The organism is Streptomyces sp. SM1 (genome assembly GCF_002910825.1).
GTDB lineage: Bacteria > Actinomycetota > Actinomycetes > Streptomycetales > Streptomycetaceae > Streptomyces > Streptomyces okerensis.
Genome location: NZ_NEUB01000999.1, coordinates 1 through 17,332 on the forward strand (window position 1 = coordinate 1; position 17,332 = coordinate 17,332).

Here is a 17,332-nt window from a genome sequence, read left to right on the forward strand (position 1 = left end):
GGCCCCGGGGACGCGAAGCCGCCGAAGCCGCGGCGGACCCGTCCGCCCAGGTCACCGGCACCGCCGGCGATGTCGTTGACCAGCTTCATCAGCGGGTCCTTGGAGTTCTTCACCTCACCGGCGTAACTGCTCGCCGACTCCCGCCAGGAGTCCCGCACCGAGGCGTCCTTGTCCTCGTCGCGGCGCGGGTAGTGGCCGTCCACGATCCGCTGGTAGTCACGGGAGGCCTCCCACTTCTTCAGCTCGGCGGCCCGCACGGTGGTGAACGGGTGCGAGCGGGGCAGCACGTTGAGGATCTTCAGCACGGAGTCGCGCAGATCGCCCCCGGCCTCGTACTCCTCGGCCTGCTCCAGGAACGCGTCCACGTTCATCTCGTGCAGATGGTTGCCACCCGCGATCTTCATCAGACCGCGCATGGAGGCCTGCAGATCCTGGCCGACCAGCAGCCCCGCGCGGTCCGCGGACAGCTCCGACTTGCGGAACCACTCGCGCAGCGCCGTCACGATCGCCATGATCGCGACGTTCCCGAGGGGGATCCAGGCGACCCGGACCGCCAGCGACGTCAGGAACAGCAGGATCGTCCGGTACACCGCGTGCCCGGACAGCGCGTGCCCGACCTCGTGCCCGACGACCGCCCGCATCTCCTCCTCGTCGAGCAGCTCCACCAGCCCCGTGGTCACCACGATGATCGGCTCGTCCAGACCGATGCACATGGCGTTCGGGTTCGGGTCCTGCTTGACGTACATCGACGGGACCTTCTCCAGGTCCAGGATGTAGCAGGCGTCCCGCAGCATGTCGTTGAGATGGGCGAACTGCCGGTCCGAGACCCGTACCGAGTCGGACAGGAACAGCAGCCGCAGACTGCGCTCGGGCAGCAGACCGCTGAGCGCCTTGAAAACCGTGTCGAAGCCGCTCAGCTTCCGCAGCGCCACCAGCGCGGAACGGTCGGCCGGGTGTTCGTACGCGCGCGAGGAGATCCCGGGGAAGCGCCTGCGCTGCCTGCTCGGCACGCTCTCGTGCCCGTTGTGCTGATGACCGTCGGACATGTTTCCCCCATGTGCGGATGAGTGACCTGGGCGGGCCGGTTACGTTCCTTCGCCTCCCCCACGGCGAGGCCCAGCCTAGGCGGAGATACCTTGGACGGGCAGTACGGGCGTCGGTACAGCCGAGGAGGTGCGGGGATTCTGCTCCGGGTCGTCTTGATCGTGATGTTGGTGGGCTGTGCGCTCACCGCGTGGTTCCTGTTGCGCGGCTACAGCCGGAAGGACGACTGAGAGCCGGGCATGGTTGCCTGCCCCGGCGGGTCCCCGGCGGTGCCCGCGCCCGCAACGGCGGAGTCGGGGTGATCGTCGCGGAGGCGCCCGCTTACGATGAGCGGACGTCTTTATCCCGCCCACACGCGATAGGTACTGCCGAAGATGAGCTTCCACAGCACCGCTGCCCAGTTGGTCACTCTCGCCGCCGAGGGCGGAGAGCACGGCGGCAACCACGAGAGCCTCAACCCCTACCTCGCCGGCGGCGGAGCGCTGTTCGTCCTGCTGCTCCTGCTGTGGATCACCACCCGCTTCAACCGCGACCGCTGAGCTCCGACGGACTGCCCGGCAGGGCACTGGCGGACGGGGTGCCCGGGCCGGGCCGGTAGGGTCTGCACGCATGGGAGAGCAGGACATGCCTACCGGCCCCGGCTGCGGCCCGGCCGAGCAGGGAAAGCGCCGTCTGGGTGTGATGGGCGGCACGTTCGACCCGATCCACCACGGGCACCTGGTGGCGGCCAGCGAGGTCGCCACGCGGTTCCACCTGGACGAGGTGGTCTTCGTCCCCACCGGCCAGCCGTGGCAGAAGAACCACCGCGTGGTCTCCGCCGCCGAGGACCGCTACCTGATGACGGTCATCGCGACCGCCGAGAACCCGCAGTTCTCGGTGAGCCGTATCGACATCGACCGCGGCGGCCCCACCTACACCGTGGACACCCTGCGTGATCTGAGCGCGCTCAACCCGGACACGGACCTCTTCTTCATCACCGGCGCCGACGCCCTGGCCCAGATCCTCACCTGGCGCGACAGCGAGGAACTGTTCTCCCTGGCACACTTCATCGGCGTGACCCGGCCCGGCCACCACCTGACCGACGCCGGACTCCCCGAGGGAGGTGTGTCCTTGGTGGAGGTTCCCGCCCTCGCCATCTCCTCGACGGACTGCCGTGCGAGAGTCGCCAAGGGAGAACCCGTCTGGTACCTGGTGCCGGACGGAGTCGTGCGCTACATCGACAAGCGCGAGCTGTACCGCGGCGAGTGATCCGAGAGGGGCACCGGTGAACGACCGATACGACGCGGGATACGGGGGCGGCGCCCCGTACGAGATCGCCGGCTACGACGAGTACGGCCGGCCCGTCTACCGCCAGGCCATGGACCAGCAGGGCGGACCGGCCCAGCAGGCTCAGCCGTACGACCCGTATCAGCAGCAGGGGCAGCAGGGGCAGCAGGGCTACGGCTACGACCCGTACGCCACGGGCGGGCACCAGCAGCCGGCCTACGACCCCTACACGACCGGAGCCCCGCAGCAGCCGCAGGCGCCCGCCTACGACTCGTACGACTCCTACGACCCGTACGGCGCCCAGCAGGGCGGTCCCGGCCCGGCGGCCCCCTACGACGCCTACGGGCAGAGCGCGTACTCCGGCACCGGGCAGCAGCCCCGGGTCGCCGAGCAGACCGCGCACATCCCGCAGCAGGGCGGTCCGGTCGACGAGGAGCAGGCGCCCGCCGGGCCAGGCCGGGAGTACCACACCGAGCAGTTCGCCTTCGTCGAGGAGCCCGACGGGGACTCCGAGGACGTCATCGACTGGCTCGCGTTCACCGAGAACCGCACCGAGCGGCGCGAGGAGGCCCGGCGCCGCGCCCGCAGCCGGATCGTCGCCCTGGTCGTGGTCTTCGCCCTGGTCGCGGCCGGCGGCGTCGGCTACCTCTGGTACGCGGGGAAGCTGCCCGGACTGTCCTCGGGCGAGGACAAGGCCACCACGACGACCGCGGCCGCCCAGAAGCGGGACGTGCTCGTCGTCCACCTGCACGACACCGAGCGCGGCGGCACCGCCACCGCCCTGCTCGTCGACAACACCACCACCAAGCAGGGCACCACCGTCCTGCTGCCCAACTCCCTCGCCGTCACCGCCGACGACGGCACCACCACCACGCTCGCCAAGTCGGTCGACGACGACGGATCCGAGGGCACCAGGACCGCCCTCGACACCGTCCTCGGCACCGACATCGAGGGCACCTGGCGCCTGGACACCCCCTTCCTGCTGACCCTCGTCGACCTCGTCGGCAACATCGAGGTCGACACCGACACCGACGTGCCCGACCCGGACGCCAAGAAGAAGGGCGAGGCGCCGCTGGTCAGGAAGGGCAAGAACCAGACCCTCAGCGGCAAGGCCGCCGTCGCCTACGCCACCCACCGGGGCTCCGGCGAGGCCCAGAACGCCCAGCTGGAGCGGTTCGGGCAGGTCCTGCACGGCGTGCTGCGCAAGATGACCTCCGACCCGGACGCCGCCACGCTCACCGTCCAGACCCTCGGGCAGATCATCGAGCCGCCGCTCACCGACAAGGACCTCGGCGCCTTCCTCGCGCGGCTCTCCGACCTGGCCAAGGGCGGCGACCACAAGACCGCCGTGCTGCCCGTGCAGGACGACGGCACGCTCACCGCCGAGGCGAGCGACAGCGTGGTGAAGGACGTCCTCGGCGGTACCGCGAAGAGCCCCGACCCGGACGCCGCCGTCAGCGTCTCCGTGCGCAACGCCACCGGGGTGGAGAACCGTACCGAGAAGGCCCGCGTGGTCCTGCTCAACGGCGGCTTCACCTTCCGGGAGGCCGGCACCGCCGCCTCGGAGGCGACCTCGGAGGTCGTCTACGCGGACGCCGCCGACAAGGCGAACGCCGTCGAGGTCGCCAAGACACTGGGGCTGTCCGCCGACTCCGTCACCAAGGGCAGGACCTCCGCGAACGCCCGCGTCTCGGTCGTCCTCGGCCAGGACTACGACCCCGGTTCGTAGCGGAGCGGGGCGCCTGCGCGCGGGGATGCCCGGCACACCCGCGCGGGCGTGGTCCGGCGCACCCGCGCGGGCGTGGTCCGGCGCACACGCGTGACGGTGCCCGGCGCGTATGTGTGCGGGTGCTCGGCGCACACGTGTGCAGGGCCGGGCACGCCCCGCGTGGTGGAGCCCCGGGCACCCGGCGGGAGGAGGTCCGGTGCACACCGCGTGCGTGGGGGGACTCGGGCGCGCGGTGCCTACGGGGTCGGCGCGCCCCGCGCGGAGGGTGCCGGACGCGCCCGCGTGGCCGAGCCGGACGCACTCGCGTGGTGAGGCACGGCGCACCACGCGTGGTGAGGCACGGCGCACCCCGCGTGGTGAGGCACGGCGCACCTGGGCAAAGGCGTGGGGTGCGCCCGGTGGTCCGTGAGACCCTTGAGGGCAAACGACCGCCGAGCGAAAGCCTTGTAGTGACCGCAACCGACCGTTCCATCGAGCTCGTCCGGACCGCCGCCCAGGCGGCCGCCGACAAGCTCGCGCACGACATCGTCGCCTACGACGTGAGTGACGTGCTGTCCATCACCGACGCCTTCCTGCTGGCCTCCGCACCCAACGACCGTCAGGTCAAGTCGATCGTCGACGAGATCGAGGAGCGGCTCGGCAAGGAGCTCGGCATCAAGCCGGTCCGCCGCGAGGGCGACCGCGAGGCCCGCTGGGTGCTGCTCGACTACGTCGACATCGTCGTCCACGTCCAGCACAGCGAGGAGCGCGTCTTCTACGCCCTGGAGCGGCTGTGGAAGGACTGCCCCGAGCTGGACCTGCCCGAGGACGCCACGGCCACCCGTGGCAAGGCCGCCGAGCACGCCAGGCAGCAGGAGGCCGAGGAGGCGGCGCAGCCGGGTGGTGAGTGGCGGTGAGCGAGACCGGTGAGGTGGGCGGGTCCGCACGCCGGGGCCGCCGCGTCATCCTGTGGCGGCACGGCCAGACGTCCTGGAACGTGGAGCGCCGCTTCCAGGGCTCCACGGACGTCGCACTCACCGAGACCGGTCTCGCCCAGGCCCGCCGGGCCGCCCGTCTCCTGGCGGGCCTCAGGCCCGACGCGATCGTCGCCTCCGACCTGAAGCGGGCCGCGGCCACCGCCGCGGAGCTCGCCGCGCTCACCGGCCTGGAGGTCACCCACGACGAGGCCCTGCGGGAGACCTACGCGGGTGTCTGGCAGGGCCTGACGCACGACGAGATCATCGCCAGGTACGGCGACGAGTACACCGCGTGGAAGCGCGGTGAGCCGATCCGCCGGGGCGGGGGCGAACTGGAGACCGAGGTCGCCGACCGCGCCGCCCCCGTGGTGCTGCGGCACGTCGACAAGCTCCCGGTGGACGGCACGCTCGTCGTGGTCAGCCACGGCGGCACGATCCGCACCACCATCGGCCGGCTGCTCGGCCTGGATCCGCTCAACTGGGAGAGCCTGGGCGGTCTCACCAACTGCTGCTGGTCCGTCCTCGGCGAGGGCGCCCGCGGCTGGCGCCTGACGGAGCACAACGCCGGCACCCTGCCGGAAGCCGTGCTCGGCGACGACGACTGAGAGCGTGGCGATCCGGCCCCGGGACGCCCCGGGACCCGGATTTCACTTTCCGGCAGGTCGCAGGCTAAAGTTCTTCTTGTTCGCCCCGCCGAGCGGGACGGAACACCGGGAAGCCGCACCACGCGGCGACCAGGGGCTATAGCTCAGTTGGTAGAGCGCCTGCATGGCATGCAGGAGGTCAGGAGTTCAATTCTCCTTAGCTCCACATGACGAAGATCCCGCCTCCCTCCAAGGAGGCGGGTTTTTTCGTTGTCCGCCGATGAGCAGGACGGCCCCCTCAGGCGTATACCTCTGCGAGGCGTCGAGCCGTGTCCCGACCGGTACCACGGCGTCGCTGACCGTATTGGCCCGGTCGTGGCAGAATCAAACGACCGGAAGGGGGCGCGGCCCGACGGGAGGGAGTTGTGATGCCTGGGAGCATCCTCGAGGAGGTCGACCACCTCCTCGGAGCGGTGTCGACCCGACGGACCTCTACCAGGCTCAGCTGCCCTTCCTGTGGTTCCGCGCATGTCGCCCAGGTGCTCGGGGACAACGGCGGGATCTCCTACGTGTGCACGGCCTGCGGCCACAGCTGGAGCTGATCGATGGGTGCACACAGGCGGAAGTGCGACTGGTGCGGCAGCGGCACGCCCATCGTCCGCGACATGGAGCCGATCAATCCCGAGTACCAGTACTGGTGCGAGGAGTGCGCCCGGGCGCTGATCATAAAAGGCGACCCCATCGAGACCTACCGTGAACTCGAGGGGGAGCCGATCTACGGGCGGCTGCTGGAGGAGCACTGCACCCTCAAGCGTTTCTATTCGTTCGTGACCGCGTGACCGCGTGCGTGGCGGTGTACCACCCGTGAGGGCATTTCGGACATGCTCGAGGAACGCGAAACCGATTTGGTGGTGGGCCGGGTCGACCGTGTAAAGTTGGCGTCGCCGCCGGGGGAAACCCTGCGGAGCGGTGCGAGGGGCTATAGCTCAGTTGGTAGAGCGCCTGCATGGCATGCAGGAGGTCAGGAGTTCAATTCTCCTTAGCTCCACAGAAGTCGAGGGCGGATCATCCGAACGGATGGTCCGCCCTCGCCGGTTGTGGAGGTGCCGGCCGGTGCGGCGTTCCGTCCCGGGGCCCGCCCGGATCGGAACCGCCGGAAGGATCGCCGGATCGGCCCCCGGGAGGGAACCGCCGGGCGGCCCGGAGGCCGGCCCGGCGGACCGGTCCCGTCAGCGGCCCAGCGCTCGCCGGCCGCGCCCCTGGGAGAGCACCGGCAGATTGCGGGACGGTGCCTTGGCCTGGGGAGCCCCGTCCTCGATGCGCAGGGCCAGCGCCGGACAGCGGCGCACCGCGCGCAGCGCCTTGGCCTCCGCGAAGCGCGGAACCTGCGCCTGAGCCACCGTCGGGAAGCCGTCCGCGCCGAGCTGGAAGACCTCCGGGAGGATGTCGGCGCACAGGCCGTGGCCCCGGCACAGCGTCCAGTCGACGAAGATCTTCTGGCGGCTGGGGCCGTTCTCCTCGCCTCCGCCGCCCGGGATGCCCGTAGGGGCCCTGCCTCCCTCGAAGAGCGGCAGAACGCCCGCCACGGGCCGCCCGCAGCCGTTGCCGAGGACATGGGCGGCGAGGTCGTCGGTGAACGCCTTGACGGTCGACTCCAGGAACATCGCGGAGCCGTCCGGGTGCGAACACGCGCCGCGCCGCTTCACGTTCTTGGCGACCTGCTTGACCGCCTCCAGGGCGGCCGGCCCGCCGCCGTTGAGAATGTCCTCCAGACCGCGCGCCGCGGCCGGCAGCCCCAGATAGCAGGGACCGCACTGCCCGGCGCTCTCCTCCGCCAGCCACTGGGCGACCCGCAGCGACTCGCCCAGCGGGCAGGTGTCCTGACTGATCGGCAGGATCGCCCCGGCGCCGAGCGAGCCGCCCACCGCGTCCAGTGAATTGCGGGAGACGATCGCCTCGTTGACGGTGGCGGCGTCGATCCACTTGCCGTGGTAACCGCCCGTCAGCACCCCCTGCGGCACCGGCGGGGCACCGGCGAGCTGGAGGATGTAGCGCAGCGGCACCCCCGTCGGAGCCTCGATGACCATCGGGCGGGCCACCGCCCCCGACACCGTGAGCATCACGGTGCCCGGCTCGTCGTACAGGCCGGTGTTGCAGTAGCGCTCCGGGCCGATACGGGCGGCGATGGCGAGCTGGGCGAAGGTCTCGGCGTTGGACAGCAGCGTGGGCGCGCCGCCGACGCCGTTCTTCGAGGCGCTGGTCTTGCGGCCCGGCGGGATCGCCGGACCGCCGTCGATCGAGCGGATCAGGGAGGCCGCCGCGCCGGTGACCATGCGGACCGGGTTGCGCTGCACACGGGCGCGCAGCGCGGAGCGGCGGCCGTTGTTCAGACCGCGTTCGGCCAGCGCGGCCTCCATGGAGCGCTGTGTGGACTCCCGGGTGACCCCCACCACGAGCGTGCGGGCACCCATGGCCTCGGCGCACAGCAGCGCGCCGTCCAGGATGAGGTGCGGGGCACGGTTGATCATCACCGTGTCCTTGCGGCAGGCCGGCTCGTCCTCGCTGCCGTTGACGACGACGACCGGCCGGACGCCGCGCTTGATCGCCGTCTCGGCGACCGAGCGCAGCTTCTTGTGGAAGGGGAAGCCCGCGCCGCCGCGCCCCCTGAGGTTGATGCGTTCGGCGAGCTGCGCGAGCTGCTCACCGCCCAGCGGCTCGAGCGGCCCGTGCACCTTGAGATGCATGGGCAGATCGAGCCGGTCCACAAGGTCGAAGCCCGACGTGAGCTGCGGAAGGCCGACCACGCGGACCTCGGGTACGTCGGGCAGGGCCTCGTTCACTGGCGACCTCCGGGGGTGCCCCCGGCTTCAGCCGGAGGATCAATCGGGTTCCTGCGGGGCAGGGCAGGAAGTGATGCTTCGCCCCGGAAGCGACGGACCGCCGGCCCGGTCGGGCCGGCCGGCTGTCGTGCGTCGCGAGAACCGGGCACGCGCAACTCTTCCGTGGTGAGGGGCGGCCGGGCGGGTTCCGTCCCGGCTGGTGTCATGAGCGTCGGACTCGTTGGCCGGCTGGGTGTGTGGGCAGCCTGAGCCAGGAATCCCCTGCTGTTGTCGGGGGAGGGGTCAATTGAAACCTCCGGAGGGCGTGTTCCAAGGTTCGCCCGAACCCGGTGCGTCGAAGTCATAGGACGACGACGGCGACGCACCGGGGAGTGGATCAGTGGCGGGACCGCTGTTGTACGTGTCATCCGGGTTGTACGTGCCGTAGAGGCCGTTCGTCTCACCGGTGTCGTACACATCACTTGAACCGAAGCCGGAGCCGGCCGAATTGTCATAGGCCGGGATGTTGTATCCGGTGTCGTTGAGCGGGTCGTAGGCCGAGGGAGGGGCCTCGCCGACCGGCGGCGGGGACGGGATCGGCCAGTTGCCGGAGGTGCTGGAGGGTCCGTCCACGCGCGGGATGGCCTCCGTGGGCTGCATGTCGAGCGGCATGTCCATGCGGGCGGTCGCGTCCGTGAGGGGCGTCTGGCCCGGCGTCGGGACGGGGGCGGAGACCGCGCGGTAGGCGGCCGCGAAGCCGTTCGCCGGTTCGGGGGCCGGGACGCGTTCGGCGGTCTCGTACAGGGGGCGCTCCGCGCTCTCGTACCGGGGGCGTTCCCCGCGCGGACGCTGCCCGCCCCGTCCGCCCCGTCCGCCCCGTTCGGAGCCGCGTCCGCCGTCGTATCCGGGCAGTGCGGACTCGGCGGCCCGCGACCGGCTCTCCTCCAGCTGCTCGCGGTCCCGCTGGCCGGAGGCGCCGAGCAGCTCGGTGAGCCGGTCGGAGATTCTGCGCTTGACGCGGGGCGGAGAGGCGCGCAGCGCGAGCGCCCCCATCACGCCGAGCAGGGACAGCCCGTAGAGGATCATGAAGAGCGGCTTGGCGGCTCGACCCGCGTAGAGGCCGTGCACCAGCGCCGCGCACCAGGCCGGGTAGGCCAGCATGTGCATCGCCCGCCAGCGGGCCGCGACCGGGGCCGGGGAGGCGAAGCGGTTACGCAGGATGCCGGTGATGCCCACGAAGATCATCAGCATGCCGGCGAGGGTGCCGAGGCCGATCAGGAAGGCCCGGCCGGTGACGGCCTCGTCGTCGGTCAGGGCCAGCCCGAAGGGGAGCACCGCGGCGATCCACGTGGTGTGCTCCAGGGCCAGCTTGGTGCCGATGTGCACCAGCAGGAAGACGATCGCGGCGACCGCGGTGGAGCGGTGCACCGCCTGGGCCAGGATCCGCTGGCGCGGACCGAGCAGGATCCGGTCCTGGGCGACGAGTCCCCAGATCACCGAGCAGCTCAGGCAGACCAGTGACAGAACGCCCACACCGAAGTTGAGGAACTCGGCGAGCCAGTCGTCCGCCGTGCTGTCGTCCGGCCTCACGGCCTACCTCCCGACGTCACGACACGGAGCGGGCACGGCGGAGCCGCAGCCGACCGGCCCCGAGCGGCGGGTGGGCTGCTGTCTGGACGAGGGTTCATGGGGGCAACTCCGAACGGTTCGGTAAAGCGGTCCCGCTGCCGCACTCTAAGCCCCGTCGTACCGATCAGTGCGAGGTTTGAGTTATTGCGCTGTTATCAAAAGACAATGAGGCCGTTGTGATGTCCCTTAGTGGTTGTTACGCGAAGTAACCTTGAACAGTGGTCAAAGCGGCGTGGAAGTGCGTCGCGGCGAGATCGGCGGCTGCGGTACCCTGACGCCATGCGTGCCGTACGCCTTCTGCTTAGCGAGCCGCGCTGATCAGTCCCGACCGCCGGTCACCGGCAGGCCGGAATCGGCGCGGCGTCCCCTCCTGTGCGAGGGGATTTTTCATTTCCGCCGGAGCCGCAGCAGCAGGCAGAGACGATCGATGGAGCTTTGAGGATCATGAGCGAGACGAACCCCGCTGCCACCGCAGCCGCGGAGGCCGCGCCGCACCGCTACACGGCCGCCCTGGCGGCCGAGATCGAGGCACGCTGGCAGGACTCCTGGGACGCCGACGGGACGTACGCCGCGCCCAACCCCAAGGGTGACCTGGCGGGCGACGCGGAGCTGGCCGCCCGGCCCAAGAAGTTCATCATGGACATGTTCCCCTACCCCTCGGGTGCCGGCCTGCACGTCGGCCACCCCCTGGGCTACATCGCCACCGACGTCTTCGCCCGCTTCCAGCGCATGACCGGGCACAACGTCCTGCACACCCTGGGCTTCGACGCCTTCGGCCTGCCCGCCGAGCAGTACGCCGTGCAGACCGGCACGCACCCGCGCGTGTCCACCGAGTCCAACATGGAGAACATGAAGTCCCAGCTGCGCCGGCTGGGCCTGGGCCACGACAAGCGCCGGTCGTTCGCCACGATCGACCCGGACTACTACAAGTGGACCCAGTGGATCTTCCTGCAGATCTTCAACTCCTGGTACGACGACGAGGCGAAGCGGGCCCGCCCGATCTCCGAGCTGATCGAACGGTTCGAGTCCGGTGAGCGCGGCGTCCCCGGCGACCGGTCCTGGAGCGAGCTGACCGAGGCCGAGCGCGCCGACCTGCTGGGCGAGTACCGCCTGGCCTACGCCTCCGACGCGCCGGTCAACTGGTGCCCCGGCCTGGGCACGGTCCTGGCCAACGAGGAGGTCACCGCCGACGGCCGCTCCGAACGCGGCAACTTCCCCGTCTTCAAGGCCAAGCTGCGCCAGTGGAACATGCGCATCACCGCCTATGCGGACCGTCTGCTGGACGACCTGGACGCCCTGGACTGGCCCGAGGCCATCAAGCTGCAGCAGCGCAACTGGATCGGCCGCTCCGAGGGCGCCCGCGTCGACTTCCCCATCGACGGCGAGAACATCACCGTCTTCACCACCCGCCCCGACACCCTGTTCGGCGCCACGTACATGGTGCTGGCGCCCGAGCACCCGCTGGTCGAGAAGTTCACCCCGGACGCCTGGCCCGAGGGCACCCACGAGGTGTGGACCGGCGGCCACGCGACCCCGGCCGAGGCCGTCGCCGCCTACCGCGCGCAGGCCGCCGCCAAGTCCGACGTCGAGCGGCAGGCCGAGGCGAAGGACAAGACCGGCGTCTTCATCGGCTCCTACGCGACCAACCCGGTCGACGGCGAGCGGGTGCCCGTCTTCATCGCCGACTACGTCCTGATGGGCTACGGCACCGGCGCGATCATGGCCGTACCCGCCGGTGACCAGCGCGACTTCGAGTTCGCGCGCGCCTTCGAGCTGCCGATCCGCTGTATCGTCGAACCGACCGACGGCCGCGGCACGGACACCGCGACCTGGGAGAACGCCTTCTCCTCCTACGACGCGAAGATCATCGGCTCCTCGAACGGCCGGGTCTCCCTGGACGGCCTGGGCGTCGCCGAGGCCAAGACCCGCATCATCGACTGGCTGGAGCGCGAGGGCCACGGCGAGGGCACCGTCAACTTCCGCCTGCGCGACTGGCTGTTCAGCCGCCAGCGCTACTGGGGCGAGCCCTTCCCGATCGTGTACGACGAGGACGGCACCGCCCACGCCCTGCCCGAGTCGATGCTGCCGCTGGAACTGCCCGAGGTCGAGGACTACTCGCCGCGCACCTTCGACCCGGACGACGCCGACACCCAGCCCGAGACACCGCTGTCCCGCAACGAGGACTGGGTGAACGTCACCCTGGACCTGGGCGACGGCCGCGGCCCGCGCAGATACCGCCGCGAGACCAACACCATGCCCAACTGGGCCGGTTCCTGCTGGTACGAGCTGCGCTACCTGGACCCGCACAACAGCGAGAAGCTGGTCGACCCGGAGATCGAGCAGTACTGGATGGGCCCGCGCGAGGGCATGCCGCACGGCGGCGTCGACCTGTACGTCGGCGGCGCCGAACACGCCGTACTGCACCTGCTGTACGCCCGCTTCTGGTCCAAGGTGCTGTTCGACCTGGGGTACGTGTCCTCCGCGGAGCCGTTCCACAAGCTGTTCAACCAGGGCATGATCCAGGCCTACGTCTACCGTGACAGCCGGGGCATCGCCGTACCGGCCGCCGAGGTGGAGGAGCACGACGGCGGCTACTGGTACCAGGGCGAGAAGGTCTCCCGGCTGCTGGGCAAGATGGGCAAGTCCCTGAAGAACGCGGTCACCCCGGACGAGATCTGCGCCGAGTACGGGGCCGACACACTGCGGCTGTACGAGATGGCCATGGGCCCGCTGGACGTGTCGCGGCCGTGGGACACCCGCGCGGTGGTCGGTCAGTTCCGGCTGCTGCAGCGGCTGTGGCGCAACATCGTCGACGAGGCGACCGGCGAGGTGACCGTCGTCGACACCTGGGAGGTCGACGAGGACACCCTGCGCGCGCTGCACAAGGCGATCGACGGCGTGCGCGGCGACCTGGAGGGGATGCGGTTCAACACCGCCATCGCCAAGGTCACCGAGCTGAACAACCACCTGACCAAGCGCGCGGGAGCACTGCCGCGTCCGGTCGCGGAGTCCCTGGTGCTGCTGGTGGCCCCGCTGGCCCCGCACATCGCCGAGGAGCTGTGGCGCAAGCTGGGGCACACCGACTCGGTGGTGCACCGGGACTTCCCGGTGGCGGACCCGGCGTACGTGGTCGACGAGACCGTGACCTGCGTCGTGCAGATCAAGGGCAAGGTCAAGGCGCGGCTGGAGGTGTCCCCTGGCATCTCCGAGGACGAGCTGGAGAAGACCGCGCTGGCCGACGAGAGGGTCGTCGCGGCGCTGGACGGGGCCGGGATCCGCAAGGTGATCGTGCGGGCGCCGAAGCTGGTGAACATCGTTCCGGCGTGAAACAGGCGTCCGGGGCTCGGGGTAGTCCCCTACGGGCAGGTTCGGGGTTCCGGCGGAACTCCTGACCTGCCCGTGGCGTTTACCGTTGAAGAGCGGCGCGGAGTGTGCCGGTACAGGCCGAAGGGCCCGGAGGAGGAGCCTCGTGGAAGCGGTGTTCGCAGTGGTCGCCCTGCTCTTCGTGCTCTTTGTTGTGCTCGGCGTCTATGCCACGGTGAAGGTCGTCGGCGCCGCCAAGCGCAGCGCCGACCGCCACATCACCCAGGCCCGCCGTACGGTCGAGGACCACACCCTGAGAGCCAAGGCCTTCGCCCAGACCGGCCCGGCCGGCGAGATCGCCCAGCTCCGGCTGCGGCTGCGCACCTCCATGCGGGCCACTCAGGACGCGCTGGAGTCCGCCGTCACCGAGGACGAGTCCATCAGGGAGTCCCTCGGCCTCTTCCAGCGCCTGAGCGCACACGGCCATGAACTGGACGGCGAGCTCAGGCGCCTGGAGTCCGAACCGGACCGCGCCACCCTCTCCACGCGGCTGCCCGAGCTGCGCGAGCGCATCGAGCGGGTCACCGGCTCCGCGGACTCCCTGCGCTGGGCGGCCCGCGACCGCGCCCACCGCTTCGCGGGCGACGACCTGGACTCCCTGAGTGAGCAGATCGACATGGAGACCGGGGCCCTGCGGCACTGGACCACCACCGAACAGCAGCCCACGCCGCCGCCCTGGCCCGAGGCCCCCGCCGCCGACGCCCCGGCGGCCGGCCAGACCTGGCCCGACACCCCGGAGTCCGCCGCCGGGCAGACGACGGAACAGGACACCGCGCGACCCGCGCTCGATCCGCCCGCTCCGCGCCCCACCTACCCCTGGCAGAAGAAGCCGCGCCCGGAGAGCACCACGTGAGCACGGCCTGAGCACCGCGTGAGCGCCACGTGATCCGGCCACGGCCGGAGGCGGCCCGCGGGGCCGGGCTGCCGCACGGGCACTACGCCAGGTAACCTCCAGCTCATGTCCCGCCATGTCGCGATCGTCACCGATTCAACGGCCTACCTTCCGGCCCCGACGATGGAGCGGCACCGCATCACGGCGGTCCCCCTGACCGTGGTCCTCGGCGACCGCGCCCTCGAAGAGGGCACCGAGATCTCCACCCGGTCCCTCGCCCAGGCTTTGCAGAAGCGGCGCCCGGTGACGACGTCACGGCCCGGCCCCGAGGTCTTCGCCGAGACCTACCGCAGGGTCGCCGAGGCGGGCGCCACCGGCATCGTCTCCCTGCACCTGTCCGCCGAACTCTCCGGCACCTACGACGCGGCGGTGGTCGCCGCCCGGCAGGCGCCGGTGCCGGTGCGGGTCGTGGACACCGGCATGATCGCGATGGCGCTCGGGTTCTGCGCGCTGGCGGCGGCGGAGACCGCGGAGGCGGGCGGCACCGTCGACGAGGCGGTCACCTCCGCCGAGAAACGGGCGGCGGGCACATCGGCCTACTTCTACGTGGACACCCTCGACTACCTGCGCCGGGGCGGCCGGATCGGCGCCGCGCAGGCCCTGCTGGGCTCGGCGCTCGCGGTCAAGCCGCTGCTGGAGCTGGCGGGCGGCCGCATCGAACCGCTGGAGAAGGTGCGCACGGCGTCGAAGGCGATCGCCCGCCTCGAGGAGATCGCCGCCGACCGGGCGGGCGGGGCGGAGGTCGACATCGCCGTTCACCATCTCGCCGCCCACGAGCGCGCGTCGGCGCTCGCGGAGCGCCTGCGGACCCGGCTGCCGGGACTGGCCGACCTGCATGTCAGTGAGGTGGGGGCGGTGATCGGGGCGCATACGGGGCCCGGACTGCTGGGGGTCGTGGTCTCGGCCCGGTGAGGCCGGCGCGCTCGTACGGGTGACGGAGTTGTCCACAACCGGTCGGTGATCCACCGAAATCCAGCAAGATCATCGCGGGCCGGGTGATGTGCCGGATGCTCCTCGCATGGCACTCCGATCACGCTCACGCACAGCGACACCGACCAGCGGACCGGGCCGCGGCCCCGCATCCGACAGCCGCGCCCGCCACCGCCGCCCCACCGGCGCCCGGCCCCGACACGGCTACCGCTCCCGCGACCACCACGCCTCGGCGGAGGAACTCCGGCGCCGGGCGGAGGCACTGTTCGGCGGCGGCGACGGCGACGACGGCGACGGTGAAGACGGCAACCGTGGAGCAGGGGACGCCGGGGCCGGAGCTGTGGGCGAAGCCGCCGGGCGGCGAGTGCCGAGCTGGGCAGTGCGGGGGCCGGGAGACGCCGGTCGAGCCGACGCATCAGCGGCCGTGAACGACGACAGGGCGGCCGGGAGCGGAGCGTCCACTGCGCGCGGCACGACGGTGCGGGCGCACACGAAGGACAGGCACCGCCCCACCGCGGACCACGCCCCGGGGGCCGCCGACCGCGAGGCCCCGGAGGACCGCATGACGGTGGGCCGACGCGCGCCGGGGCTCTCACCGGGTCGCACGCTTCCGGTGGCGGGCCGTGAGGTGTCCGCGGGTCACGTGGTGGGGGGCCGCCGTGTGACGGTGGCGCGTTCGTTCGTGATGGGGTCTCCGCCGGGAAGCGCAGGCCGCGTGGCGGACCGAGCGGCGCCGGCGGGTCACGCGATGGTGGACCGCCGCGCGCCCGTCGGGGGTTCGTTCTCACCGGGGTCCCCGCCGGGTCGCACGCTTCCGGTGGTGGGCGGCGAGGTGTCCGCGGGTCACGTGGTGGGGGGCCGCCGTACGACGGTGGCGCCTTCGTCCGCGCCGGGAGATCCGACGGTCCGTCTGCGCGCGGTGGCGGTGGATCACGGGGTGCGGGCGGACCGAGCGGCGGGTCCGGGGCGTCCGGTCCCGGGGGAGACGGAATATCCGTCGGCGCACCTGGGCGGCCGCGCGGTGGACGCCACTGCGCAGGTCGGTTCCGGCGCGCGGGAGACGGCCGACGGCGGATTCGGGAGGGAACCTCTGCCGGGGCGGCGCCGGGAGCGGGTGGGGCCCGCGTTGCGGGAGCGCCTGCCGCTGTGGGTGCAGACACGGTGCGGTCTGGAGCGCCGGAGCGTGGTCGCGCTGTCGGTGCTCCTCGTCGTCGCCGTCGGATTCGCCGTGCAGCACTTCTGGGCGGGCCGGACCCAGCCGGTACGGGCCCCGGAGGTGGTACGGGCCGCCGTCCCCCACGGGCAGCGGGGGGCGGACGGCGCGGACAGCGTGTCACCGGGTGCACCGGCCGGCGCGGCGCGGACCGGAAGCGAGGCTCCGGCGATCGTGGTCGACGTCAGCGGCAAGGTGCGGGAGCCCGGAATCCACCGTCTGCCGGCCGGCTCACGCGTGGAGGACGCGCTGCGCGCGGCGGGCGGAGTACGGCCCGGCACGAAGACCGACGCCCTGAACCGCGCCCGTTTCCTCGTCGACGGCGAACAGGTGGTCGTAGGAGGCCCGGCAGCCGCCGGCCAGGCGTCGGGTACGGCCGGCGGCGCGGCAGCAGGCCCCACCGCGCCGGTCTCCCTCAACACCGCGACGTTGGACCAGCTCGACGGCCTGCCCGGAGTCGGCCCCGTACTGGCGCAGCACATCGTCGACCACCGCACCCGGAACGGCGGTTTCCGCTCCGTCGACGAACTGCGCGAGGTCAACGGCATCGGCGACCGCCGCTTCGCGGACCTGCGCGACCTCGTACGGCCATGACCGGCGGGATCACGGACACGGCGCCGACCGCCACCACCGCCACTACAGCCACCGCCACTACAGCCACCGCCACTACCGCCACCACCCGTCCGCCCGTCCACGCCGCCTCCGGGAAGCGGCTCGGTGCGGCGCATCCGCGGCAGGAGGGACCGCCGGACCTGCGACTGGTCCCGCCGGCCCTGGCCGCGTGGGTCACCGCGGCACTGATGCTGCACGCGCCGCCCACCTGGGTGACAGGGACCGTACTCGGCTCCCTGTCGGCGGCCGGCGTGCTCCTGGTGGCCCGTGGCCGCCTGACGGTGCGGGGACGCGC

General features: G+C 71.8%; 14 protein-coding genes, 2 tRNA genes and 1 pseudogene. 14 read left to right on the forward strand and 3 right to left on the reverse strand.

Annotated features, from left to right (window positions below; translation table 11 throughout):
- On the reverse strand, positions 1–1,046 hold a 1,046-nt coding region (locus tag B9S61_RS35405; RefSeq protein ID WP_103545837.1), incomplete at its 3' end, for a M48 family metallopeptidase.
- Between the two features lie 372 nt (positions 1,047–1,418).
- Between B9S61_RS35405 and B9S61_RS41285 the strand changes: the two genes are divergently transcribed.
- The 9 genes from B9S61_RS41285 (at position 1,419) to B9S61_RS35445 (ending at position 6,627) form a co-directional block, all read left to right on the forward strand.
- Positions 1,419–1,583, forward strand: coding sequence for a hypothetical protein (locus B9S61_RS41285; protein ID WP_181007680.1), 165 nt, complete (start codon positions 1,419–1,421; stop codon positions 1,581–1,583).
- A 70-nt stretch (positions 1,584–1,653) separates the two neighbouring features.
- A complete protein-coding gene (gene nadD / locus B9S61_RS35410; protein ID WP_103545838.1) occupies positions 1,654–2,292 on the forward strand; it encodes a nicotinate-nucleotide adenylyltransferase in 639 nt (212 codons plus the stop codon).
- 16 nt (positions 2,293–2,308) lie between these two features.
- A complete protein-coding gene (locus tag B9S61_RS35415) occupies positions 2,309–4,039 on the forward strand; it encodes an LCP family protein (protein WP_103545839.1) in 1,731 nt (576 codons plus the stop codon).
- A gap of 449 nt (positions 4,040–4,488) precedes the next feature.
- Positions 4,489–4,935, forward strand: a complete 447-nt coding sequence (gene rsfS / locus B9S61_RS35420; protein WP_103545840.1) for a ribosome silencing factor — start codon at positions 4,489–4,491, stop codon at positions 4,933–4,935.
- The gene (locus B9S61_RS35425; RefSeq protein WP_103545841.1) at positions 4,926–5,600 is read left to right on the forward strand and encodes a histidine phosphatase family protein; all 675 of its coding nucleotides are present in this window, start codon (positions 4,926–4,928) and stop codon (positions 5,598–5,600) included. The genes rsfS and B9S61_RS35425 overlap by 10 nt, the downstream gene beginning before the upstream one ends.
- A gap of 132 nt (positions 5,601–5,732) precedes the next feature.
- Positions 5,733–5,805: transfer RNA gene (locus B9S61_RS35430), tRNA-Ala, on the forward strand.
- A gap of 202 nt (positions 5,806–6,007) precedes the next feature.
- The gene (locus B9S61_RS35435) at positions 6,008–6,181 is read left to right on the forward strand and encodes a hypothetical protein (RefSeq protein WP_103545842.1); all 174 of its coding nucleotides are present in this window, start codon (positions 6,008–6,010) and stop codon (positions 6,179–6,181) included.
- A 3-nt stretch (positions 6,182–6,184) separates the two neighbouring features.
- Positions 6,185–6,418: a hypothetical protein gene (locus B9S61_RS35440; RefSeq protein WP_004931461.1), complete on the forward strand. Its 234-nt coding sequence runs from the start codon at positions 6,185–6,187 to the stop codon at positions 6,416–6,418.
- Positions 6,419–6,554: 136 nt separating this feature from the next.
- Positions 6,555–6,627 (forward strand) — tRNA-Ala (locus tag B9S61_RS35445).
- A 181-nt stretch (positions 6,628–6,808) separates the two neighbouring features.
- Here the strand turns inward: B9S61_RS35445 and B9S61_RS35450 are convergent.
- Together B9S61_RS35450 and B9S61_RS35455 are read right to left on the reverse strand one after the other, a co-directional pair.
- Positions 6,809–8,419, reverse strand: a complete 1,611-nt coding sequence (locus B9S61_RS35450) for an NADH-quinone oxidoreductase subunit NuoF family protein (RefSeq protein ID WP_103545843.1) — start codon at positions 8,417–8,419, stop codon at positions 6,809–6,811.
- Positions 8,420–8,701: 282 nt separating this feature from the next.
- Positions 8,702–9,988 (reverse strand): ferric reductase-like transmembrane domain-containing protein, encoded by a 1,287-nt coding sequence (locus B9S61_RS35455; RefSeq protein ID WP_103545844.1) that lies wholly within the window; start codon positions 9,986–9,988, stop codon positions 8,702–8,704.
- Positions 9,989–10,471: 483 nt separating this feature from the next.
- On the opposite strand from B9S61_RS35455, the gene leuS reads away from it, so the two are divergent.
- From leuS to B9S61_RS35485, 5 genes and pseudogenes are all read left to right on the forward strand, one after another.
- On the forward strand, positions 10,472–13,354 hold the full coding sequence (leuS, locus tag B9S61_RS35460) for a leucine--tRNA ligase (RefSeq protein WP_103545845.1): 2,883 nt from the start codon (positions 10,472–10,474) through the stop codon (positions 13,352–13,354).
- A 142-nt stretch (positions 13,355–13,496) separates the two neighbouring features.
- Positions 13,497–14,243, forward strand: coding sequence for a hypothetical protein (locus tag B9S61_RS35465; protein ID WP_103545846.1), 747 nt, complete (start codon positions 13,497–13,499; stop codon positions 14,241–14,243).
- Positions 14,244–14,348: 105 nt separating this feature from the next.
- On the forward strand, positions 14,349–15,194 hold the full coding sequence (locus B9S61_RS35470) for a DegV family protein (protein ID WP_103545847.1): 846 nt from the start codon (positions 14,349–14,351) through the stop codon (positions 15,192–15,194).
- A 1,039-nt stretch (positions 15,195–16,233) separates the two neighbouring features.
- Positions 16,234–17,019 carry a ComEA family DNA-binding protein gene (locus B9S61_RS35480; RefSeq protein ID WP_181007681.1) on the forward strand — a complete coding sequence of 262 codons (786 nt, stop codon included), beginning with the start codon at positions 16,234–16,236 and terminating at the stop codon, positions 17,017–17,019.
- Positions 17,016–17,332, forward strand: a pseudogene (locus B9S61_RS35485) (MBL fold metallo-hydrolase); the annotation flags it as partial. The gene B9S61_RS35480 and the pseudogene B9S61_RS35485, both read left to right, overlap by 4 nt.

What these genes read in the sequence shown, in the direction of transcription:
- B9S61_RS41285 (WP_181007680.1), top strand. Translation starts at nt 1,419, where the DNA reads ATGAGCTTCCACAGCACCGCTGCCCAGTTGGTCACTCTCGCCGCCGAG.
- nadD (WP_103545838.1), top strand. Translation starts at nt 1,654, where the DNA reads ATGGGAGAGCAGGACATGCCTACCGGCCCCGGCTGCGGCCCGGCCGAG.
- B9S61_RS35435 (WP_103545842.1), top strand. Translation starts at nt 6,008, where the DNA reads ATGCCTGGGAGCATCCTCGAGGAGGTCGACCACCTCCTCGGAGCGGTG.
- B9S61_RS35440 (WP_004931461.1), top strand. Translation starts at nt 6,185, where the DNA reads ATGGGTGCACACAGGCGGAAGTGCGACTGGTGCGGCAGCGGCACGCCC.
- leuS (WP_103545845.1), top strand. Translation starts at nt 10,472, where the DNA reads ATGAGCGAGACGAACCCCGCTGCCACCGCAGCCGCGGAGGCCGCGCCG.
- B9S61_RS35470 (WP_103545847.1), top strand. Translation starts at nt 14,349, where the DNA reads ATGTCCCGCCATGTCGCGATCGTCACCGATTCAACGGCCTACCTTCCG.